Genomic DNA, 21,907 nt, shown 5'->3' with positions numbered 1-21,907 from the left:
TCGGCCGTCAAAAATCGATGTTTAACGTGAAACAATCCGCAGAAGGAATTCGATGACCGACACCCTGCCTCCCGAAGGCGATCGGATCGAACCGGTCGACATCCAGCAGGAGATGCAGCGCAGCTACATCGATTACGCCATGAGCGTCATCGTGGGCCGCGCCCTCCCCGAGGTCCGCGACGGCCTCAAGCCCGTGCACCGCCGCGTGCTTTACGCCATGTACGACTCCGGGTTCCGGCCGGACCGCTCGCACGCCAAGTCGGCGCGTTCGGTCGCCGAGACCATGGGTAACTACCACCCGCACGGTGACGCCTCGATCTACGACACCCTGGTCCGCATGGCCCAGCCGTGGTCGCTGCGCTATCCGTTGGTCGACGGTCAGGGCAACTTCGGCTCGCCGGGTAACGACCCCGCGGCCGCCATGCGTTACACCGAGGCCCGGCTCACCCCGCTGGCCATGGAGATGCTGCGTGAAATCGACGAGGAGACAGTCGATTTCATCCCCAACTACGACGGCCGCGTGCAAGAGCCGACCGTCCTCCCCAGCCGGTTCCCCAACCTGCTGGCCAACGGCTCCGGCGGTATCGCCGTCGGTATGGCCACCAACATCCCGCCGCACAACCTCCGCGAACTCGCCGAGGCCGTGTACTGGTGCCTGGAGAACCACGAGGCCGACGAGGAGACCACCCTCGAAGCGGTGATGGAGCGGGTCAAGGGCCCGGACTTCCCGACTCACGGCCTGATCGTCGGATCCCAGGGCATCTCCGACACCTACAAGACCGGTCGCGGCTCCATCCGCATGCGCGGCGTCGTCGAGATCGAGGAAGACGCCAAGGGCCGCACCTCACTCGTCATCACCGAGCTGCCGTACCAGGTCAACCACGACAACTTCATCACCTCGATCGCCGAGCAGGTGCGCGACGGCAAGATCGGCGGCATCTCGAACATCGAGGACCAGTCCAGTGACCGTGTGGGTCTGCGGATCGTCGTCGACCTCAAGCGCGACGCCGTCGCCAAGGTGGTGCTGAACAACCTCTACAAGCACACCCAGCTGCAGACCAGCTTCGGTGCCAACATGCTGTCGATCGTCGACGGCGTGCCGCGCACCCTGCGGCTGGACCAGATGATCCGGTACTACGTCGCCCATCAGCTCGACGTCATCATCCGCCGCACGCGGTACCGGTTGCGCAAGGCCAACGAGCGCGCCCACATCTTGCGCGGTTTGGTGAAAGCCCTTGACGCACTTGATGAAGTCATCGCGCTGATCCGCGCGTCGGCCAATGCCGACGCCGCCCGGGCCGGCTTGATGGAGCTGCTCGACGTCGACGAGATCCAGGCCCAGGCCATCCTCGACATGCAGCTGCGTCGTCTGGCCGCCCTGGAACGTCAGCGCATCATCGACGACCTCGCCAAGATCGAGGCCGAGATCGCCGACCTCGAGGACATCCTGGCCAAGCCCGAGCGGCAGCGCGCCATCGTCCGCGACGAGCTCAAGGAGCTCGCCGACAAGTACGGCGACGACCGTCGTACCCGGATCATCGCGGCCGACGGCGACGTCACCGACGAGGACCTGATCCAGCGCGAGGACGTCGTCGTCACCATCACCGAGACCGGCTACGCCAAGCGCACCAAGACCGACCTCTACCGCAGCCAGAAGCGTGGCGGTAAGGGCGTGCAGGGCGCCGGGCTCAAGCAGGACGACATCGTCAACCACTTCTTCGTGTGCTCCACGCACGACTGGATCCTGTTCTTCACGACGCAGGGCCGGGTGTACCGGGCCAAGGCGTACGACCTGCCCGAGGCCTCGCGGACCGCGCGCGGCCAGCACGTGGCGAACCTGCTGGCCTTCCAGCCGGAGGAGCGCATCGCCCAGGTCATCCAGATCAAGAGCTACGAGGACGCGCCCTACCTGGTGCTCGCCACCCGCAACGGTCTGGTGAAGAAGTCCAAGCTGGCCGACTTCGACTCGAACCGCTCCGGCGGCATCGTCGCGATCAACCTGCGCGACGGCGACGAACTCGTCGGTGCCGTGCTGTGCTCCGCCGAGGAGGACCTGCTGCTGGTGTCCGCCAAGGGCCAGTCCATCCGGTTCTCCGCGACCGACGAGGCACTGCGGCCGATGGGCCGCGCCACCTCGGGTGTGCAGGGCATGCGGTTCAACGAGGACGACCGTTTGCTGTCGCTCAATGTCGTGGTGCCGGACACCTACCTGTTGGTCGCGACGTCGGGCGGTTACGCCAAGCGGACGGCCATCGACGAGTACACGGCGCAAGGCCGCGGCGGCAAGGGCATCCTCACGATCCAGTACGACCCCAAGCGTGGCAGTCTGGTCGGTGCGTTGATCGTCGATGACGACACCGAGCTGTACGCCATCACTTCCGGCGGTGGTGTCATCCGGACCGCGGCACGTCAGGTGCGCAAGGCCGGACGGCAGACCAAGGGTGTGCGGTTGATGAACCTGGGTGAGGGCGACACACTGATTGCCGTCGCGCGCAACGCCGAAGAGGCCGAAGGTGGCGACGAGACCGACACCGAGGTCGACACCGCGACCGAGACCGACGAGACGTAGTGCTGCGACTGTCCCCAGCCGCCCTGATTGAAGGAGCCGCCAGGTGAGTTCCCCGAACGAGCCGGGATACACCCGTACCGGTGACGGACCCGCGAGCAACAACGGGCCGGCCACCGGATCGGGTGGCGGTGCCCATGCGGCCGACCCGGGCGGCGACACCCCGCCCTGGCAGCGGACGCGCAGCGGGGCTCAGGCGGACGCCCCTGCGGCCGGTGGGCAGAGCCTGGACGAGCGGCTGAACCGGTTCGTCAGCGGCAGTGGATCGGCATCGTCGTTGGGTGGCGGTTCGCCGTCCGATGCGGAGACGACCATCACGCCGGCCGTCACTCCTGACACCCCGCCGGTACCCCCGGTGCCGGCGGCGGCACCGTCATCGTCGCCGGCGGTGACCCCGCAGGGCAATGTGCCGCCGAAGCCGGTCCGCACGGCCGAGACGGTCCGGACGGAAACCCGGCCCGACGCCGCGTACGCCAGCGAGATCCCGGATCTGTCCCGTCAGCCGCAGCGCCGCGCGGGCGAACCGCGGGAGCCGCGCAGCACCGTCGCGACGGTCTCGCCGGCCCCGGCACGTTCGGGAGCGCCGCGCAGCCGCGCGGGTGCCCGGCAGGACGGTCCGGTGCGGGCCAGCATGCAGGTGCGCCGCGTCGACCCGTGGAGTGTGCTGAAGGTCTCGCTGGTGCTGTCGGTGGCGTTGTTCTTCGTCTGGATGATCGCCGTCGCGTTCCTATACCTCGTCCTCGGTGGCATGGGTGTGTGGAGCAAGCTCAACAGCAACGTCGGCGATCTGCTCACCAGCGGTGGCGGCAGCGGTGGTGAATTGGTTTCTGCCAGTACGATTTTCGGCGGCGCCACCCTCATCGGGTTGGTCAACATCGTGCTGCTGACGGCCATGGCCACGGCTGCGGCGTTCGTCTACAACCTGACCACGGATCTGGTCGGCGGCGTCGAGGTGACGCTGGCGGACCGGGACTAGTCGGCAGGCCTGCGGCCGCGGCTGACGTCGCGTTTTGGGCGCAGAGGTACCCATACGGTAATCTCATCGCTCGGCCGCAAGGCCACTTTCGGGCCTATAGCTCAGGCGGTTAGAGCGCTTCGCTGATAACGAAGAGGTCGGAGGTTCGAGTCCTCCTAGGCCCACGGAAGTCGGTATCACCGACTCCCCCACCGGAAGGGTGCACCGTGAGATTGGTTCTGCTGGTGCTGGGTGCCTTGCTTGGAGTGGCCGCGGTAACCGTATGGCGGACCCAGCATGGCGCAGAGGTCTGGCATTCACTTCAATCGGACACCATCGAGGGGCCTTAGCTCAGTTGGTAGAGCGCTGCCTTTGCAAGGCAGATGTCAGGAGTTCGAATCTCCTAGGCTCCACAAAAAATCCACAGCAGTACGCAAAGCGGTTCCGAGTCATCGGGGCCGCTTTTTCGTGCCGGCGTTCAGCAGCGCCGTCATACGCTGGGCTCGTGACGACAGAGATCAGCTACGCGAAGTGGATGGTGCCGCTGTCGGTGCCGTTCCGGGTCGGGCCCAAACACAGCAAGGTGGAGGTGCGTGACGGCGCGCTGCATGTGGCCATGGGTTGGGGTTTCTCCGCCGAGATCCCGGTGGCATCGATCAAGGAGGCCCGTCGCTGGGAGGGTCGCGTCACCTCGTGGGGCGTGCACGGTTTCCGCGGCCGCTGGCTCGTCAACGGTTCGTCGGACGGCGTCGTGGCCATCACGATCGACCCGCCCGTCAAGGCGAAAGTCGTCGGGTTCCCGGTGACACTGCGTGAGCTGCGCGTCAGCGTGACGGATCCCGATGCGCTGATCGCGGCGGTGAATCACTGAGTCGACGAACATGAGCTTGTGTGCCAAATCCAGCCCGGATCTGACACACAAGCTCAGTGTCGGCGCAGAAGATTAGGGCTGCGGCGTCACATCCACGCTCGGGGGCAGCGGGGAGGGCTCCGGCTGCATCGAGCGCCGCACGATCGAGAACGTGATGCCGCCGAGGGCCAGGACTGCGACGGTCGCCCCGGCGATCAGCAGGGGCCGGCGCCGCTTGGATCCGGACGACTCCACCACAAGCGCGAGATCGCCCGCGGTGTCCTCGCTGCGGTGGCACCGACGCCCCACCCAACGGGCAGTCCCCAGGGTCGAACCGACGCCCAGGCCGAGGACCCCGCGCAGGATCAGCAGCGGCCCGACGATGGTGTACTTGAGCCCGCGACCCAGGCGGGCACCGGAGCTGGGGCGGCTGACCTCGGGGACGTTCTCGGTGACAGTGCTCATCAACCAACCTCTCTACCGGACACGATTTCTGCAGACCTCCCGAGCGGAGGCCGGGCTCTACGCCAGGGCTTCCACGTTATTCGGTGGGGGCGACTTCGGGGTCTTAAATGTGAGTGGCAGACTGACTTTCCGTGACGAGCCCCATTCAGACTGCGACCGCGACGCTGCACACCAACCGCGGCGACATCAAGATTGCTTTGTTCGGTAACCACGCGCCCAAGACCGTCGCCAACTTCGTTGGTCTGGCCCAGGGCACCAAGGATTACTCCACCGAGAACGCCTCGGGCGGCACCTCCGGCCCGTTCTACGACGGCGCCATCTTCCACCGCGTCATCGACGGCTTCATGATCCAGGGCGGCGACCCGACCGGCACCGGCCGCGGCGGCCCGGGCTACCAGTTCGCCGACGAGTTCCACCCTGAACTGCAGTTCGACAAGCCCTACCTGCTGGCCATGGCCAACGCCGGCCCGGGCACCAACGGCTCGCAGTTCTTCATCACCGTCGGCCCGACGCCGCACCTGAACCGTCGCCACACCATCTTCGGTGAGGTCGTCGACGAGGCGTCGCAGAAGGTTGTCGACGCCATCGCGACCACCGCCACCGACCGCGGTGACCGCCCGACCGAGCCGGTCGTCATCGACTCGATCACCGTTTCCTGAATTCCAGCCTGACGCGCGGCGCGGCAGTCCCCTACCGGGGCTGTCGCGCCGTTTGCGTTGGAGAGCTAGGGAATCAGCCCGGCGTCGGTGAGGGCGTCGAGGACGTTGATGGGATCGGTGCCGACGTCCCATCGGGTGAAGACCAGGAGCCGGTCGTCGACGGTGTCGAGCTCCAGCAGCCGCACCTTGCGGGTCAGTCGGCGGAACTCGGTGATACGCACACTCTTGAGGTCGGCCTGTGTATAAGTCTGGGTACTGAACCACCCGCGCACCACCAGCCCGGCCGGCGTGATCGCGAGCTTCGGCCGCGCGCGCCAGGACATCACGGCGAACACCAGCAGTCCGATGGCAGCGATGCCGCCGAGAACGCGTCCGGGCAGGTCAATGACCGAAGTCAGGGCCAGGGCGACGAGTATGACGCCGAATGCGCCACAGGCCGCGATGCCGGCTGTCGGCGGGCTCCATTGAGTCTGTTCCACGAGATGTCCACACCCTTGGGGGCAAGTTATCCACAGGCACTATCCCCAATGGGGATGAATCACATCGATGTGATTGGGTGTCCGTCAGGTTGCCAGCTGGGTTACGTCACGAGACCTGGATGTAACGAACCGGGTCTGTTGACGCTGCTCAGCGCCACCGCATGGTCAGCAGCAGGCCGGTGATCATGAAGGCGAAGGCGATGGCGTAATTCCACTGGGCGAGATCGGCCATCCACTGCAGCAGGTGTGGAGTACCGGCCGGGTTCAGTGCGGCGAGCTGGAACACCGCCAGCCAGATCAGACCGATCAGCATGAGCGAGCAGAAGAACACCACGAACCACACGCTCGACGGTCCGGCCTTGACCTTCACCGGCGTCCGACTCACCGGGTTGATGGTGAAGTCGTTCTTCTTGCGAACCTTGGACTTGGGCATTGGTACCTTCGCGGACAGTCGGTGCCGCACTCCCGCGCCGGCGGAGAGAAACCGGCAATTCGGTGCGACGATGGAGCGGTATGCACTCAGAGCCTAACGCAGAAGATGTGTCGCCTCGCAGGCTCCGGACGGCGGGGACCTCGGAAGCCGACCAGCCGGCCCGTCACTCGGCCTGGCGATTCGGTGTGCCGGTGGTCTGTGTGCTCGCCGGCCTCCTGCTCGCCACCACGCACAGCGTGTCCGGGGGCAGCGAGATCCGGCGCAGCGACGCGCCCCGCCTCGTCGACATGGTGAAAGAAGCCCAGCGGACCGTCGCGACCCGCGCCGCCGAGCGCGACGACCTGCAGCATCAGCTCGAGAACCACCACGGCGGCACACCCGGCGCCGATGCCGCGCTCGGCGCCATCACCAGTCGAGCGAACGAACTGGGCCTGGAGTTGGGCCTGGATCCCATGCGAGGACCGGGCCTGGTGATCACCCTCAACGACGCCCAGCGCAATGCGCAGGGCCAGTACCCGCACGACGCCACCCCCGACGACCTCGTCGTACACCAGCAGGACGTCCAGGCGGTCCTCAACGCGCTGTGGCTGGGCGGCGCCGAGGCCGTCCAGATGCAGGACCAGCGGATTCTGGCCACCTCGGCCCCGCGCTGCGTCGGCAACACCCTGCTGCTCAACGGCCGGACCTACAGCCCGCCGTACGTCATCACCGTGATCGGCAACGTCGAGGGCATGCGCGCCGCGCTCGCCGCCGCGCCGCTGGTGACGCTCTACAAGCAGTACGTCGTGCGGTTCGGGCTCGGTTACACCGAAGAGCCGCGGGTATCGGTGGACGTCGTCGGTCACCGAATGCCGCTGAAGCTCCGGTACGCCCAACCGGCCGGACCGGTCACATATTGATTGATCGCGTCGACGGGTGACCCAGTAGCCTGACGGCATGCAGGTTCTCGTCCTCGACAACTACGACAGCTTCGTGTTCAACCTGGTCCAGTACCTGGGTCAGCTCGGGGTGCACGCGCAGGTCTGGCGTAGCGACGACGAGCGTGTCTCCACTCCCGACGGCGTCGCTGCCGTGGCGAAGGAGTTCGACGGGATCCTGGTGAGCCCGGGCCCGGGCACCCCTGAGCGGGCCGGTGCGTCCATTCCCTTGGTCCGGGCGTGCGCGGAGACCGGCACTCCCCTGCTCGGTGTGTGCCTGGGACATCAGGCCATCGGCGTGGCTTTCGGTGGCACTGTCGACCGCGCGCCCGAACTGCTGCACGGCAAGACCAGCCAGGTACACCATGCGAACAGCGGTGTGCTGCAAGGACTTCCGGACCCGTTCACCGCGACCCGCTACCACTCGCTGACCATTCTGCCGGAGACGCTGCCGGCTGAGCTGGAGGCCATCGGGCAGACCGACAGCGGCGTGATCATGGCCGTCCGGCACCGCGAACTCCCGATCCACGGGGTGCAGTTCCACCCGGAGAGCATCCTGACGCAGGGCGGCCACCGGATGCTGGCCAACTGGCTGGCAGTCTGCGGCCAGGCGCCCGACGAGGCACTGGTCAGTCGGCTCGAGCAGGAAGTCGCCGACGCGGTCTCGGCCGCAACCCGCACGGCCTGACCGAGCAACGCTTACGAGGCGAAGCTCAGCGTGATCGACGCGTTGAAGTTGACGCCACTTCCGGCCGCGGGCACCTGGCTCACCACGGCATTGCTGCGCTGACCGCTGTTCTGCACGTCCGCGCCCTTGATCAGCACGCCGGTCCAGCCCAGGGCGCGCAGGTTCGGTTCGGCGTCGGTCCAGAACTGACCGGTCAGGTTCGGCATGACGAACTGGTTGCCCTGCGAGACCTTCAGCGTGATCGGGGCGTCCTTGGCCGTCGGCGTGCCCGCCGCCGGGTCGGTGCCGATGATCTCGCCGGCCGGTTTCGGGCTGTCGATCGGGGCTGTCAGGATCGTCGTGAAGCCGACGGTGTTGAGGTTCTTGGTCGCGATGTCGACGGTCTGCCCGTTGACGTCGGGGATCGGGACCAGGCCCGGTCCGGAGCCGACGATGATCGTGATGACGTTGGTGATCGCCGAGGTCTGGTGGGCCGGCGGGTTGGTCGCGATGACCCGGTCCTTCTGCTCCGGCAGCGACTGCGACACCGTCTGCTGGATGTTCCGGAAGCCGGCGGACTGCAGCTTGGCCATGGCGTCTGCGGGCGACAGCTTCGACACGTCCGGGACCTCGCGCTGCTCCGGTCCGGTGGAGATGTTGATGGTGATCTCGTCACCGGCGGCGACGGAGGTGTTGGCCGCCGGTTCGGTGCTGATGACGTGGTCCGGCGCCACTGTCGAGTCGGGCCGTTGTTGGGTGCGGGTTTTGAAGCCGCGGTTCTGCAGGTTGGCGACGGCGTCGGCCTGAGCCAGCCCACGGACGTCGGGAATCTGCTGGTCGTGCGGCTTGCCACCGATCAGGTTGATGGCCACAGTGACGACGACGGTCAGCACCGCCAGGATGGCCGCGGCGATGAGCCAGCGACCGATCGGCGTCGAGGCGCGGTCCGTCGAGCGGTACGGCTGCGGGTTGACGCTGATGGGCTCGGGCATCATGCTGCGCGGTCCACCGAACCCGCCGGCGCCCATCATCGCGGTGCGCTCGGCGTCGGTGAGCACCTTGGGGGCGTCGGGAGCCTCGCCGGCGTGCACACGGATCAGGTCGTTCCGCATGTCCGCGGCGCTCTGGTAGCGATTGTCCGGGTTCTTCGCCAGGGCCTTGAGGATGACGGCGTCGAGTCCTGGCGTGATGCCGGAGTGCCGCTGCGACGGCGGCACCGGGTCCTCACGGACGTGCTGGTAGGCGACCGCGACCGGGGAATCGCCCACGAAGGGCGGCTCACCGGTGACCAGTTCGTACAGCACGCAGCCCAGCGAGTAGACGTCCGAGCGGGCGTCTACGTTCTGCCCGCTGGCCTGCTCGGGTGACAGGTATTGCGCGGTGCCGATGACCGCGGCGGTCTGCGTCATCCGGTTGCTGCTGTCGGCGATGGCGCGGGCGATGCCGAAGTCCATGACCTTGACCGCATTGGACTTGCTGATCATGATGTTCGCCGGCTTGATGTCCCGGTGCACGATGCCGTGCTGGTGGCTGAAGTTCAGGGCCTGGCAGGCGTCGGCGATGATCTCGATCGCGCGCTGCTGCGGCAGCGGCCCCTCGGTGTGCACGATGTCGCGCAGCGTCACGCCGTCGACGTACTCCATGACGATGTACGGCAGCGGCCCGTTGGGCGTCTCGGCCTCGCCGGTGTCGTAGACGGCGACGATCGCCGGGTGGTTCAGCGCCGCGGCGTTCTGCGCCTCGCGGCGGAACCGCAGGTAGAAGCTGGGGTCCCGAGCCAGGTCGGCGCGCAGCACCTTGACCGCCACATCGCGGTGCAGGCGCAGGTCGCGCCCGAGGTGAACCTCGGACATGCCACCGAAGCCGAGGATGTCGCCCAGCTCGTAGCGGTCGGAGAGGTGCTGGGGCGTGGTCATGAGATGGCCGGTCCTGACAGATCAGGGAGCGAATACGACTGACCCGTCGGTGCGCCCGGCGTCTTCGTGGTCTCGGTGATGGTGTTGGTGACAGTGGACTGCTGCTGGTTCTTCTGGTCCTGCCGGTCCTGCGCGTTGAGCACGATCAGGATGGCGATGACGATGGCCAGCGCACCCAGGACACCCGCAGCCCACAGCAGCGCGCGCTGGCCGGGTGAGAACGTCCGCCGCGCCGGCGGGGCCGGGCGGTGGCTGCCGCTGGCGGGCCGGGGCCGCGGGGTGGCCGGTGCCGGGCGGGCCGGCTCGATGGCCGCGCGGGCCTGCGTGCTCGACGGGATCGCCGCCGGAGCGGCGCGTCCGATGGTCGGGGCCTGGTTGGGCCGCGGGGGGCGGCGTCCGGCGCGGACGGCGGCGACGGCGTCGGCGAACGGGCCGCCGCTGCGGTAGCGGTGGATGGCGTCCTTGGCGAGCGCGATCTCGATCAGCTCGCGGACGTTCGGGGGCAGGTCGGCCGGCAGCGGTGGCGGCGCTTCCTTGATGTGCTTCATTGCGACGGTCAGGGCGCCGTCGCCGGTGAATGGCCGGCGTCCGGACACGGACTCGTAGCCGACGACACCGAGCGAGTAGACGTCACTGGCCGCGGTGGCGTCGTGACCCAGCGCCTGCTCGGGCGCGATGTACTGGGCCGTGCCCATGACCATGCCGGTCTGGGTGACGGGTGCGGCGTCGACCGCCTTGGCGATACCGAAGTCGGTGAGCTTCACCTGGCCGGTCGGGGTGATCATGATGTTGCCGGGCTTGACGTCGCGGTGCACCAGGCCCGCGCTGTGCGCGACCTGCAGGGCCCGGCCCGTCTGCTCCAGCATGTCGAGGGAGTGCCGCAGTGACAGCCGGCCGGTGCGCTTGATCACCGAGTTCAGCGGTTCGCCGTTGACGAGCTCCATGACCAGGTACGCGGTGCGGCCGGAGTCTTCGAGCTCGGTCTCGCCGTAGTCGTAGACGCTGGCGATGCCGGGGTGGTTCAGCATCGCGACAGTGCGCGCCTCGGCGCGGAACCGCTCGACGAATTCGGGGTCGGTCGAATATTCGGCCTTGAGTACCTTGATGGCGACCTGTCGGCCGAGCCTGCTGTCGACGCCTTCCCAGACCTGACCCATGCCGCCAGTGGCGATGAGTCGCTGAAGTCGATAGCGGCCGGAAAGTGTGACTCCGACCCGCGCGCTCATGATCCCTCCCGTAGCGCCGCGGCGATGGTGGCCCGCCCGATGGGTGCGGCCAGCGCACCGCCGGTTGCGGACAAACGGTCTCCACCATTCTCCACTAGGACGGCGACGGCGACCTTCGGGGATTTCGCCGGGGCAAAAGCGATGTACCACGCATGTGGTGGGGTGTGACGTGGATCGGTGCCGTGTTCGGCGGTGCCCGTCTTGGATGCGATCTGCACGCCGGCTATGGCTCCCTTCTGCTGCGTCACCTGCTCGGCGCCGACCATCAGATCCGTAAGTGTAGCCGCGACCTGGGATGAGATGGCCCGCCGCTGTTGGTGCGGTGAGGTAGCCGCGATGTTGGAAAGGTCGGGTCCCTTGAGGTCGTCGATCAGGTACGGGGCCATGCTGACGCCGCCGTTGGCGATGGTCGCGGCAATCATCGCGTTCTGCAGCGGGGTCAGGGCGACGTCCTTCTGGCCGATGCTGGAGATACCCAGGGCCGGGGCGTCGGAGATCGGGCCGACGGTCGACTCCGCGACCTGCAGCGGGATCGACGGCGGCGGGGTGTCCAGGCCGAACTGCCGGGCCATGGTCCGCATCGCGTCGGCCCCGTTGTGCAGGCCGAGTTCGACGAAGGCGGTGTTGCAGGACTTGGCGAACGCCTCACGCAGGGACACCGTCGCGCCCCCGCCGCAGGCCGCGCCGCCGTAGTTCTCGAGTGTTGCGGTGCTGTCCGGCAACGTGATTCGCGCCGCCGACGTCAGCTGGGTGTCCGGGGTGGCACCGGCCTGCAGCGCGGCGGCCGTGGTCAGCACCTTGAACGTCGACCCCGGCGGGTAGGTCTCGGAGATCGCCCGGTTCTGCAGCGGCGACTCGGGGTTGTCGCGCAACTCCTGCCAGGCGGCGGACTGTCGGTCGCCTTCATGCGAGGCGAGCAGATTGGGGTCGTACGACGGGGACGACACCATGGCGAGAATCTTGCCGGTGGACGGATCGAGCGCCACCACCGAGCCCTTGCAGGGGTTGCCGCCGCAGCCCAGTTGCATCGCGTCCCACGCGGCTTGCTGCACGCGCGGCACGATCGTGGTGTCGACGTTGCCGCCACGGGGGTCGCGGCCGGTGAAGAAGTCAGCGATGCGATTGCCGAACAGCCGCTCGTCGGACCCGTTGAGGATGCTGTCCTCGGCGCGCTCGAGGCCGGCGCTGGAGTACTGCAGCGAGTAGAAACCGGTGACCGGCGCGTAGACCAGCGGGTTGGGGTAGATGCGCAGGTAGCGGAACCGGCCGTTGGTCGGCATCGAGTAGGCCAGCAGCTGGCCGCCCGCGGTGATCTGGCCGCGCTGGCGTGAGTACTCGTCGAGCAGCACCCGCTGGTTCCGCGGGTCGGCGCGCAGGCCGTCGGCGGCGAACACCTGGGTGGTGGTGGCGTTGAGCAGCAACAGCACGATCAGTGCCATCACCAGTCCGGAGACGCGACGGAGCGAGGTGTTCATTGCTTCTCGATCACCTCGGTGTTGGCTGCCGCGATCGGCGCTTGGTTGGGGCCCCGGGTCGACAGTGGCCGCCGCGCGACGTGCGAGACCCGCAGCAGCAGGGCCAGCAGCACGTAATTGGACAGCAGCGACGAGCCGCCGTAGGACATCCACGGTGTCGTGAGGCCGGTCTGCGGGATGAGCTTGGTGACGCCGCCGACGACGATGAAGAGCTGCAGCGCCAACGCGGCGGACAGGCCCGCGGCGAGCAGCTTGCCGAAGCTGTCGCGCACGGCGATGGCGGTGCGCAGCCCCCGGATGATGACGATCGTGTAGAGCATCAGGACCGCGGCCAGGCCGACGAGCCCGAGCTCCTCGCCGACCGCGGCGATGATGAAGTCGGTGGACGCGTCGGGCACCGTGCCGGGCTGTCCGTTACCCAGGCCGGTGCCGAAGATGCCGCCGGTGGCGAAGCTGAACAGGGACTGCACCATCTGGTATCCGGCGCCGTCGGGGTCGGCGAACGGGTCCAGCCAGTTCTGCACGCGGACCCGCACGTGGTCGAAAAGCTGGTATGCGACAAGGCTTCCCACGCTGAACAGGCTCAGCCCGATGATCACCCAGCTGAGCTTTTCGGTGGCCACGTACAGCAGCACCAGGAACGTCGCGTAGAGCAGCAACGAGGCGCCGAGGTCCTTCTCGAACACCATGACGCCGATCGAGCCGATCCAGGCCACGAGCAGCGGTGCCAGGTCGCGCGGCCGCGGCAGGTCCATTCCGAACACGTGCTTGCCGGCACTGGTGAACAGGCTGCGCTTGGTGACGAGCACGCTGGCGAAGAAGATCAGTAACAGGATTTTCGAGAACTCGGCGGGCTGAATGGAGAAGCCCGGCAACCGGATCCAGATCTTGGCGCCGTACTGCTCGGCCACGGAATCCGGCAACACGGCGGGGATGGCCAGCAGCACCAGGCCGGCCAGGCCGCAGATGTAGCCGTAACGGGCGAGCATCCGGTGGTCGTGCACGAACATCAGCACCGCGGTGAACACCAGGATGCCCAGCAGTGTCCACAGCAACTGCTGGTTGGCGTTGCCGCCGGGCAGGATCCCGGCGGGCCGGGTGTGCGCCGAGAGATCCAGCCGGTAGATGAGCACCAGGCCCAGGCCGTTCAGCAGCGCCACCACGGGCAGCAGCAGCGGGTCGGCATATGGCGCGTACCGGCGCACCGCCAAGTGGGCGCCACCGAACAACACCACGAAGCCGACGGTGAACTGCACGAGGTCCATCTGCAGGCCGCGCTCCTGATTGGCCTCGACGATGAGCAGCGCCACCGTCGTGATCACGGCGGCGAACCCCAGCAGCACCAACTCGGAATTACGCCGATTGGGCAGTGGAGGGGCGACCGCGACCGGAGACTGCGGCTGGGTGTCTTCCCGTCGCTGCGCCCGCCCCGGGGCGTCTTCCCGCCCCTTTTCTTGCCCCGGCGTCGTCATGCCGGTGCTCCCGCTCGCTCTCGGGGCGTCATGACGCGTTCCGGCAGTTGGTGCCCGGCTCCTGAGGTGGCGGAGGGAGTGCCGTGGCCGTCGGGGACGGAGCCGCGGGCGAGGTCGGGGCAGGCGCGGGGCTGGATGGGTTGGGAGCCGGCGCCGGGCCGGGTGCCGGTGCGGGTGCCGGAGCGGCCGTCGTCGATGCGGGGGCCTCGGGACCGGGGGCCGGCCCGCGCGGCGGCTGCGGCACCACCGACAGCGACGGTGCCGGCGTAGGTGCGGGAGGCGGCGGGGTGGCGACGGGCGGCGCGCACACCGGCAGCAGCGAGGCGCGGCTGAGTTCCTTGAGCTGACGGATCGCGTCGTCGACGGTGCCGGTCGGCAGGCCGGCGGTGACCTGGGCGCGGCCGGACTCGCGCAGGTCGGCCACCTTCATGGGCTGGCAGCCCGCGTGGGTGTCGTCGACGCCGATGATCGTCATGTCGGAGTGGGAGTCCAGACACGCCAGCAGGTAGGGCTCCTGCAGCGGCAGCCCGAGCAGCGAGCCCGGCACGCCCCGCATGATGTAGACGGAGCCGTTGTAGCCGGAGACGTAGTAGTTGCTGCGGATCAGGTAGCGCCCGATGGCCAGTCCGCTGACGAGCAGCAGGATCAGCACGATCGCGCCGATGATCAGATTGCGCCGGGTGTGCTTCTTTCGCTGCGGTGGATCAAGCTGTGCCGCAGGCTTTTTCGCAGCGGCTGCCACGCGCTTGGGGTTGAAGGCGGAGGCGCGTCCGGCGGCGGTGTTGGGCGGCAGGGTGTCGTCGTCCTGACCTGACACCGCGCCGGCCAGGATGGGTGCGGTCTGGCCGTATTCGTAGTCGACGACGTCGGCCACCACGACCGTGACGTTGTCGGGGCCGCCGCCGCGCAGGGCCAGCTCGATGAGCCGGTCGGCACAGTCCACGACGTCCGGGATCTGCATGGCGGTCTGGATGGTCTCGTGGCTGACCGGGTCGGACAGGCCGTCCGAGCACAGCAGGTAGCGGTCACCGGCGCGGACCTCGCGCATCGTCAGCGTCGGCTCGACCTCGTGACCGGTCAGCGCCTTCATGATCAGCGAGCGCTGCGGGTGGCTGTGGGCCTCTTCGGCCGTGATGCGGCCGTCGTCGACCAGGGTCTGGACGAAGGTGTCGTCCTTGGTGATCTGGGTCAGCTCGCCGTCGCGCATCAGGTAGCCGCGGGAGTCCCCGATGTGCACCATGCCCAGTCGCGTTCCCGCGAACAGAATGGCGCTGAGCGTGGTGCCCATGCCTTCGAGTTCGGGATCGGCCTCGACGTGCGCCGCGATGGCGGCATTGCCGTCGTGGACGGCGTCGTTCAGCTTGGCCAGCAGGTCGCCGCCGGGTTCGTCGTCATCGAGGTGGGCCAGCGCCGCGATGACCAGCTGCGAGGCGACCTCACCCGCGGCGTGGCCGCCCATGCCGTCCGCCAACGCGAGGAGGCGGGCCCCGGCGTAGACGGAGTCCTCATTGTTGGCACGGACCAGGCCGCGGTCGCTGCGCGCGGCATATCGGAGTACGAGTGTCACGGGCGCAGCTCAATTACCGTCTTGCCGATTCGAACCGGCGTTCCCATTGGAACCCTTACCGCCGTCGTCACTTTCGCCCTGTCCAGGTATGTACCGTTGGTCGATCCTAGGTCTTCGACGTACCACTCGGAGCCTCTCGGCGACAGCCGGGCGTGCCGTGTCGAGGCGTAGTCGTCGGTGAGCACCAGGGTGGAGTCGTCGGCCCGGCCGATCAGAACCGGCTGGCTGGTCAGGGTGATCCGGGTGCCCGCGAGGGCGCCTTCGGTCACCACCAACTGGCGCGCGTACCGGCGTCGGTCCCGGTTGGGCAGCAGGGTGCCACGGAACGCCAGACCGCGCCGCACCATGACGGCTCCGGTGGGTGCGTAGATGTCGGTGCGCAGCACGCGCAGAACCGACCAGATGAAAAGCCAGAGCAACAGGAGGAAACCGACCCGCGTCAGCTGCAGAACTAACCCCTGCATCCGACGTCCTCTCCGTTGCCGCATCGAGGCTGGGCCCGGTGCCCGGTAGCCGTCGGCATCGTCACGATACTTTGGCGGTCACCGGCCGGTGTGAACATCATCCGGCCGGTGACTGAAACCGAGCTCAGTGAACGCGGACCACGATCTCGGAGTGACCCACCCGGATGACGTCGCCGTCGGCCAGCTGCCACTCCTGCACCGGGGCGTTGTTGACGGTGGTGCCGTTGGTCGAGTTCAGATCCGAGAGCAGCGCGGTGTGGCCGTCCCAGCGGATCTCGAGGTGCCGGCGCGAAACGCCGGTGTCGGGCAGCCGGAACTGCGCGTCCTGGCCGCGGCCGATGACGTTGGCTCCTTCGCGCAGCTGGTAGGTGCGGCCACTGCCGTCGTCGAGCTGGAGAGTGACGTTGGCGCCGGCGGCACCGTAGCCACCGCCGTAGCCCGCCGGCTGACCGTAGTCGGGCTCGGCGTAGCCGGCGCCTGCGCCGCCGCCGTAACCCTGGTCGCCGTAGCCGGCCTGGGCCGGAGCCTGACCGTAGCCCTGATCAGCGGGGGCGTGACCGTAACCCTGGTCGGCGGGCGGCTGACCGTAGGACGGCTGCTGCGGCTGGCCGTAGTTCTGCTCGCCGTAGCCGCCCTGGCCGTAGCCGCCCTGCTGGGGCTGGCCGTAGCCACCCTGCTGGCCGTAACCCTGGTCGGGCGCTCCGTAGCCGCCCTGCTGGGGCTGGCCGTAACCGCCCTGCTGGCCGTAACCCTGGTCGGGCGCTCCGTAGCCGCCCTGCTGGGGCTGGCCGTAGCCACCCTGCTGGCCGCCGTAACCCTGGTCGGGCTGCTGACCGTAGCTCTGCTGGCCGTAGCCCTGGTCGGGCTGGCCGTAACCATGCTGAGGACCGACGGGTGGCGGTCCGGGAGGACCACCCTGCGGACCGCCGAAGGCGCCCTGGCCGTAGCCGGACGGGCCCGCGCCGTAACCGGCCTGCTCGGGCTGGCCGTAACCGCCCTGCTGACCGTAACCGGGGCCACCTTGCGGCGCGCCGTAGCCGCCCTGCTGTCCGTAACCCTGCGGAGGCTGGCCGTAGCCCTGGCTCGGGTCCTGCGGGTACTGCTGACCGCGCTGCTCGTCGGGCTGCCGTCCGTAGTCGTACTCGTCGCCTGGCTGGCCCTGTCCCTGGCCGGGACGGTGGGTCGGGTTGTCAGTCATCGTTGGTACTCCTGGTTCTGCGGTGTGCACGCGGTCGCTGGGTGCCGGCCGCGGTGGCCCGGCGGTTGAGTCGGGGTTGACCGCGCCGTGGGCGCGGAATTGGCCGGTATGAAGGCCAGGTGACGGCTCAAACCTGACGACCACCTCACCATACGTTTGCCATCCCCGCTCATGGACGAATCCCTCAAGGTGTTTGGCAAAAGCACTGGGTGTGAGGTCAGGATCGGCGTTCACCTTCTCGAAATCGGTGTAACTGAGCGTAATGACGTAATCGTTCGGTGCCAAAATACGGCCGCCACCGACGTCACGGGCACCGGATTCGGCTTCCCGCTGGAGGGCGGCCTCGACTTCCGGGGGTGCGATCGACCCCCCGAAGACGCGGGCAAAAGCGTCTCCGACCGTGGTCTCGAGCTTGCGCTCGATCCGGTCGACCAGACCCATGTCCCCCTGCCTCGCTTCGTCTCGGTGGTCCAGATGTGATGTGCGCGATACCCGCCGACAGCACTGTTACGCATGGTATCGGCCTGACCTTGTAATACGTGACCAACAGAATCGTGAGAATTCGAAACCCGCTGGTCAGGGGATGATGAGGCGGCACGCAGGTGGCCCGACCGCGTCATTTCGCGGTGTCAGTGGATGCTGATGCGGAGAATCCCGTGGTCAGGCGCGGATTTGGAGCCGGGGGTGGGGGTGGTGATACTCTCTCCCAGTTGTTTGGGGCGAGTGGCGGAATGGCAGACGCGCTGGCTTCAGGTGCCAGTGTCCTTCGGGACGTGGGGGTTCAAGTCCCCCTTCGCCCACTCAACAAAAGCCGCGAATCCGGTTCGGATTCGCGGCTTTTGCGTTTGGTCGAGCGTGACTGTGAGGGCTGTGCAGGCGAAGCGGCCCTGATCTCTGCACAGTGCTCACACTCGTGGGCCGTTAGGTCAGCAAGAAGCCGCCGATACCAGGGTGCAGAAAGCCGAGGCAGCTGCGGGTAAAGCCGACAAGGCCTCGAATCCGACACAGTGGCGAAATAGAAGAAACGGAACACCGACCGTCGCCGATCACCCCGCGCTAGGTGCCTCGTTCCAGGGAAACGAGAAGGATCATTTCCCGTCTCGGTTTCGCATGGCCGTTGGCAGAACGCACCCCAATGTTTGCTGTGTTCTAGATCACTGGCGGACGACGTTCGTTCTGCAGGCGGGTTTGCGACTACACCTTCCATAACGTGTCCGTCACTGCTGACGGATATCAAAGCGGGCGTATTCAGGGGGAATCGTCGTGGGGGACTTCTTGCCGGCTGACCGGCCGTGGTGGCGTATCACTCGGTGGTGGCCGGTGGTGGTGGCTTTGGTGGCCACGATCGCGCTGGCCATCAGCGGACAATATTGGTTTGCCAGTTCTGGCCGGTCAGGGTCCGTAAGCGGGGGTGCTGCATCACCTGCTCAGCGGTTCGCCGACGCGGCAATGGCGGCGTTCAGCGGGTCGAGCACGATCGCGGTCCCGAATCCGGCGTGGACACCCGCGCAGCAGGGGGCCGGCTTGCCTGCCGATCCGGTGGCCGGTCTGACCTCGGCCACACCGGCCGGTCCGGTGCAGCAGGTCTTGCCCGCCGGTTTGGGTGCGGCTCAACACACCAGCAGCGGATCGGTGGTTTACCCCGATCGTGGTGCGGGCTTTGATTTCCTGGCCGAGAACACCGGCACCGGGACCCGGACGGTGGCCCGCATCAACAGCCCCACCGGGGTGCGGATGGTCACCACCTTCGTGCGCACCCCCGCCGACACGGTGATGCTGGCCCACACCAACGGATATCTCACGATCAATCGGGCCACCCCGGCCGCGGAAACTGTCGGGATGTTCGCTCCGGCCGAAACCCGTGATGCGGCAGGGAAACTCGTCCCCTCGTCGTATGTGGCGCGGCAGTTGCGCCCGGGCTTGTACCAGCTTTCCGAGGTGTTTGATCCGCGCCCGGACACCCAGTGGCCGGTGTATGTGGATCCGCCGCTGCACGTCGGCGGCTTGGGCGGCGGACCGCTGCCGGCGGGATTGTTCGATTCGATCACCAGCACCGTCTCTAGCGCAGCCAACGCCGTCAGCAGCGCGGTGTCCAGCGCGGCCTCGGCGACGGTGTCCGGGGCGAAAGCCGTCGGAACGTTTGTGAAAAACAACCCCATGGAAACGGCGATCATCGTGGCGGGTGCCGCGGTCGCCGTGACCGGGGTCGGCGGGCCAGCCGGTGCCGCCGCGATAGCTGCTGCCGTGGCCAATGTGAGTGCCGCCGGGTTGCAGATCGCCTCAGAAGCCATGCCGGACAACCGAACCCTCGGGGTGATGTCGACGGTGGCCAACGCGGCGACCATGTTCACGCCCACCGGCGCGGCCAAGAAGATTGCCGAAGAAGGCGCCGAACTGGTCGCCAAACAAGCGCTCACGCACACCGACGACGTCATTGACGCCGCCAAGGTTGTGCCCAACCCAGCGCAGGTACGCGAGGAGATCGCCGCCGCCGGCGCCGCGGGGAAACCGCCACTGCCTGGCGTGGACACACCCAAGACACCGAACGCGCCACCGGCAGCGACGAAGGCTCCCGAACTACCGTCAACCCCACTGGCGCAGCGGGTCCCGTGCGCAGGGCAGTCCTTCAGCCCGGACACGCTGGTGCTGCTGGCCGACGGAACCAGGCGCCCCATCGCCCAGCTCAAGCCCGGGGACCGGGTGTGGTCCACCGACCTCGAAACCGGGCGCGCCAGTGGACAATTGGTGCAGGCGGTGCTCGTCGACCACGACACCGACCTGCTCGACCTGACGATCACCAACCCGGCCGATGTCGCTTCGGTGGTGCACACCACCGCCAAGCACCCCTTCTACAGCACGTCCCACGCCCATACGTCGTCGCCTGAGGTTGTCGGGTTGGCTGCCACCGCGGGCACTGGGACTCGCTCCGTCGCCGAATGGGTTGATGCCAAAGACCTGCGCACCGGTGATGGTTTGGCCACGCCGTTCTCTGACACCGTTGCGTATGTCGCGGCCAGCACCCCGGTTTCCGGGACTGCCGACATGTGGGACCTCACCGTCGAGAACACCCACAACTTCTACATCGCCACCCGCACCGCGGCTGTGCTGGTCCACAACTGCCCTGCTGCGGCCGAGCCGCCCCACTTCTCCGAGGGCGGTGTACCGGCGGCCGGATCAGCCAAATCGTCATTGCCCGAGGTGCGCGCTCAGAAAGGGGAGCCGAAGGCGCCCAAAGAGTTCATCCCTCCGACGAATCCTCCTCAGCATCCGCCAAGCGAACTACCGCCGGGTTTCAGGCTGAGAGAAATGCCGCGGCCTACATCGAACTACCCCCACGGCTACTGGAAAATCGAAACAGAAGAACAAGGGCAGCCGGTTGATCCCTCAACGATGAAGCCCCCTTCAAACGTGACAAGAGCGCAGATGCGGTCTAGGACTCATGTTGAATACCCGGCGCCATCCTCGATGTCAGAATCGTCACCCACTGAGTCCGGTCAGGGGACACGACCTTCCAATCCGGCTGAACAGCGCGAGGACCAAGCTGCGCGCATGCAATCGGCGACCGACAAGCAGCGCAGCCGGGCCAGCACGGATGCTGAGTCGGCATCGCAAAGATCTGACTCCAGCGCTGGACGCAACTCGGAACATCACAGCTCACACGACCGCGGAGGCAAGAAGAGTAAGAACCAAAAGACAAGTAAGAAACGTCGTAAAGGGCAGAAATAAGCCAACCCCTTCACGACAGCCGCTGTGGCCCGAAGAAGTAAGCTAGTCGACTGACCAACCGGTAAAACCACCGCAGTCGTTCGAAGCCGAACTAAACAGTCGACGAAAGACGGAGGTCACCGCGATTCCCGGTACTCGACTCGTCGCTCAAGCCGCCCCGCTCTGGTATTCAAGGTAGGTGCGAATTGGACCAAGTATGGCATGCCGTAGTGGCATATTCCCACGCGGAGGAGAGGCATCATGTTCGGTATTTCCCCTGACGAGAACTTTGATTTCCTCACCGGAAAGCTACTGCAGCAAATGTGTTTCGGTGAAAACGAAATAGTTCTTCATTTCGACGACCCTGAGGTCGATCTTGTTGAATTCCCGAACACCCCGAAGATCATGTGTATCGTCGAGGCCGACATCGAGATCGTCACCCGTTTGCGCGGGAGAAGGCGGGCAGAAGACGCCCGTTCGCTCGCTGGTGACCTGGTGGATCTTCTCGGCAAACGCATCATTGGAACCAGTTTTACCCACCGCTCCCTATCGCTGGTGTTCGATAACGAATACACCTTGGTCCTCCACGATTCAGAAGAACACTATGAGTCTTTCAATATTCGATACGGCGACCGCGTCATTGTAGTCTGAGACGGTAGACCCGCAGCCGGCAAAAATAACTCAAGCAAAAGCAAGAAACCCCCGAAGAAAAAGCAACGCAACTCCCATGAGAAGCGCAAGGGTCAGAAATGAGTCGGCGCCATCTGTGATTGCGCGCAGTGCACGTACGCTGACTGAGGCAATGGTTCGATTTCTGGCTCTTCGCACTTGACGGTGTAGGGACGATCAGCTGCTTTCGGTTGGTCCTGTGATCGGGTGTCTGGTTGGCTGGG

Annotated in this window: 19 protein-coding genes and 3 tRNA genes; 11 read left to right on the top strand and 11 right to left on the bottom strand. The window is 67.0% G+C overall.

Features of this window, described 5'->3' with window-relative positions; genetic code table 11:
* Positions 1-52: 52 nt before the first annotated feature.
* The 5 genes from gyrA (at position 53) to ACJH6H_RS05635 (ending at position 4,392) form a co-directional block, all read left to right on the top strand.
* Positions 53-2,569, top strand: a complete 2,517-nt coding sequence (gyrA, locus tag ACJH6H_RS05655) for a DNA gyrase subunit A (RefSeq protein WP_406774416.1) — start codon at positions 53-55, stop codon at positions 2,567-2,569.
* A 43-nt stretch (positions 2,570-2,612) separates the two neighbouring features.
* Positions 2,613-3,542, top strand: coding sequence for a DUF3566 domain-containing protein (locus ACJH6H_RS05650; RefSeq protein ID WP_406774415.1), 930 nt, complete (start codon positions 2,613-2,615; stop codon positions 3,540-3,542).
* A 90-nt stretch (positions 3,543-3,632) separates the two neighbouring features.
* Positions 3,633-3,706: transfer RNA gene (locus ACJH6H_RS05645), tRNA-Ile, on the top strand.
* A 155-nt stretch (positions 3,707-3,861) separates the two neighbouring features.
* Positions 3,862-3,934: transfer RNA gene (locus ACJH6H_RS05640), tRNA-Ala, on the top strand.
* A gap of 92 nt (positions 3,935-4,026) precedes the next feature.
* Positions 4,027-4,392 carry a hypothetical protein gene (locus tag ACJH6H_RS05635; protein ID WP_406774414.1) on the top strand — a complete coding sequence of 122 codons (366 nt, stop codon included), beginning with the start codon at positions 4,027-4,029 and terminating at the stop codon, positions 4,390-4,392.
* Positions 4,393-4,464: 72 nt separating this feature from the next.
* Here the strand turns inward: ACJH6H_RS05635 and cwsA are convergent, their stop codons facing one another.
* Positions 4,465-4,836 carry a cell wall synthesis protein CwsA gene (gene cwsA / locus ACJH6H_RS05630; protein WP_212807817.1) on the bottom strand — a complete coding sequence of 124 codons (372 nt, stop codon included), beginning with the start codon at positions 4,834-4,836 and terminating at the stop codon, positions 4,465-4,467.
* A gap of 131 nt (positions 4,837-4,967) precedes the next feature.
* Between cwsA and ACJH6H_RS05625 the strand changes: the two genes are divergently transcribed.
* Positions 4,968-5,495, top strand: a complete 528-nt coding sequence (locus tag ACJH6H_RS05625) for a peptidylprolyl isomerase (protein WP_166555253.1) — start codon at positions 4,968-4,970, stop codon at positions 5,493-5,495.
* Between the two features lie 65 nt (positions 5,496-5,560).
* Here ACJH6H_RS05625 and ACJH6H_RS05620 read toward each other — a convergent pair whose 3' ends face one another.
* Complete coding sequence (locus ACJH6H_RS05620; RefSeq protein WP_406774413.1) at positions 5,561-5,974, bottom strand: PH domain-containing protein; 414 nt, start codon at positions 5,972-5,974, stop codon at positions 5,561-5,563.
* A gap of 148 nt (positions 5,975-6,122) precedes the next feature.
* Positions 6,123-6,407, bottom strand: coding sequence for a cell division protein CrgA (gene crgA, locus ACJH6H_RS05615; protein WP_020099906.1), 285 nt, complete (start codon positions 6,405-6,407; stop codon positions 6,123-6,125).
* Positions 6,408-6,487: 80 nt separating this feature from the next.
* Here crgA and ACJH6H_RS05610 point away from each other — a divergent pair, with 80 nt between their 5' ends.
* On the top strand, positions 6,488-7,306 hold the full coding sequence (locus ACJH6H_RS05610; protein ID WP_406774412.1) for a DUF881 domain-containing protein: 819 nt from the start codon (positions 6,488-6,490) through the stop codon (positions 7,304-7,306).
* 37 nt (positions 7,307-7,343) lie between these two features.
* Positions 7,344-8,012 carry an aminodeoxychorismate/anthranilate synthase component II gene (locus ACJH6H_RS05605; protein ID WP_318985855.1) on the top strand — a complete coding sequence of 223 codons (669 nt, stop codon included), beginning with the start codon at positions 7,344-7,346 and terminating at the stop codon, positions 8,010-8,012.
* Between the two features lie 11 nt (positions 8,013-8,023).
* On the opposite strand, the gene pknB is transcribed toward ACJH6H_RS05605, so the two are convergent.
* The 7 genes from pknB to ACJH6H_RS05570 all read right to left on the bottom strand — a co-directional run bounded on the left by pknB (position 8,024) and on the right by ACJH6H_RS05570 (position 17,750).
* A complete protein-coding gene (pknB, locus tag ACJH6H_RS05600; protein WP_346416616.1) occupies positions 8,024-9,907 on the bottom strand; it encodes a Stk1 family PASTA domain-containing Ser/Thr kinase in 1,884 nt (627 codons plus the stop codon).
* Positions 9,904-11,133, bottom strand: a complete 1,230-nt coding sequence (locus tag ACJH6H_RS05595) for a protein kinase domain-containing protein (protein ID WP_346416615.1) — start codon at positions 11,131-11,133, stop codon at positions 9,904-9,906. The genes pknB and ACJH6H_RS05595 overlap by 4 nt, the downstream gene beginning before the upstream one ends.
* Positions 11,130-12,608, bottom strand: a complete 1,479-nt coding sequence (gene pbpA / locus ACJH6H_RS05590) for a D,D-transpeptidase PbpA (RefSeq protein WP_406774411.1) — start codon at positions 12,606-12,608, stop codon at positions 11,130-11,132. Before pbpA ends, ACJH6H_RS05595 begins: the two co-directional genes overlap by 4 nt.
* The gene (locus ACJH6H_RS05585; protein ID WP_346416613.1) at positions 12,605-14,080 is read right to left on the bottom strand and encodes an FtsW/RodA/SpoVE family cell cycle protein; all 1,476 of its coding nucleotides are present in this window, start codon (positions 14,078-14,080) and stop codon (positions 12,605-12,607) included. The genes pbpA and ACJH6H_RS05585 overlap by 4 nt, the downstream gene beginning before the upstream one ends.
* A 28-nt stretch (positions 14,081-14,108) precedes the next feature.
* On the bottom strand, positions 14,109-15,647 hold the full coding sequence (locus ACJH6H_RS05580; protein ID WP_406774410.1) for a PP2C family protein-serine/threonine phosphatase: 1,539 nt from the start codon (positions 15,645-15,647) through the stop codon (positions 14,109-14,111).
* A complete protein-coding gene (locus ACJH6H_RS05575; protein WP_064859211.1) occupies positions 15,644-16,111 on the bottom strand; it encodes an FHA domain-containing protein in 468 nt (155 codons plus the stop codon). Before ACJH6H_RS05575 ends, ACJH6H_RS05580 begins: the two co-directional genes overlap by 4 nt.
* 124 nt (positions 16,112-16,235) lie before the next feature.
* The gene (locus ACJH6H_RS05570; protein ID WP_406774409.1) at positions 16,236-17,750 is read right to left on the bottom strand and encodes a DUF3662 and FHA domain-containing protein; all 1,515 of its coding nucleotides are present in this window, start codon (positions 17,748-17,750) and stop codon (positions 16,236-16,238) included.
* 276 nt (positions 17,751-18,026) lie between these two features.
* Between ACJH6H_RS05570 and ACJH6H_RS05565 the strand changes: the two genes are divergently transcribed.
* A tRNA-Leu gene (locus ACJH6H_RS05565) sits at positions 18,027-18,109 on the top strand.
* A gap of 417 nt (positions 18,110-18,526) precedes the next feature.
* On the opposite strand, the gene ACJH6H_RS05560 is transcribed toward ACJH6H_RS05565, so the two are convergent.
* Complete coding sequence (locus ACJH6H_RS05560) at positions 18,527-18,667, bottom strand: hypothetical protein (protein WP_406774408.1); 141 nt, start codon at positions 18,665-18,667, stop codon at positions 18,527-18,529.
* Positions 18,668-18,833: 166 nt separating this feature from the next.
* Here ACJH6H_RS05560 and ACJH6H_RS05555 point away from each other — a divergent pair, with 166 nt between their 5' ends.
* Both ACJH6H_RS05555 and ACJH6H_RS05550 read left to right on the top strand, forming a co-directional pair.
* The gene (locus ACJH6H_RS05555) at positions 18,834-21,035 is read left to right on the top strand and encodes a Hint domain-containing protein (RefSeq protein ID WP_406774407.1); all 2,202 of its coding nucleotides are present in this window, start codon (positions 18,834-18,836) and stop codon (positions 21,033-21,035) included.
* Positions 21,036-21,275: 240 nt separating this feature from the next.
* Positions 21,276-21,665: a hypothetical protein gene (locus tag ACJH6H_RS05550; RefSeq protein WP_406774406.1), complete on the top strand. Its 390-nt coding sequence runs from the start codon at positions 21,276-21,278 to the stop codon at positions 21,663-21,665.
* The last annotated feature ends 242 nt before the right edge of the window (positions 21,666-21,907 follow it).

Origin of the sequence: Mycobacterium sp. SMC-21 (assembly GCF_045310825.1) — a bacterium.
Classification (GTDB): Bacteria; Actinomycetota; Actinomycetes; order Mycobacteriales; family Mycobacteriaceae; genus Mycobacterium.
Note: the sequence above shows the minus strand (reverse complement) of the source record. Positions and strands in the feature narration are given on the sequence as shown.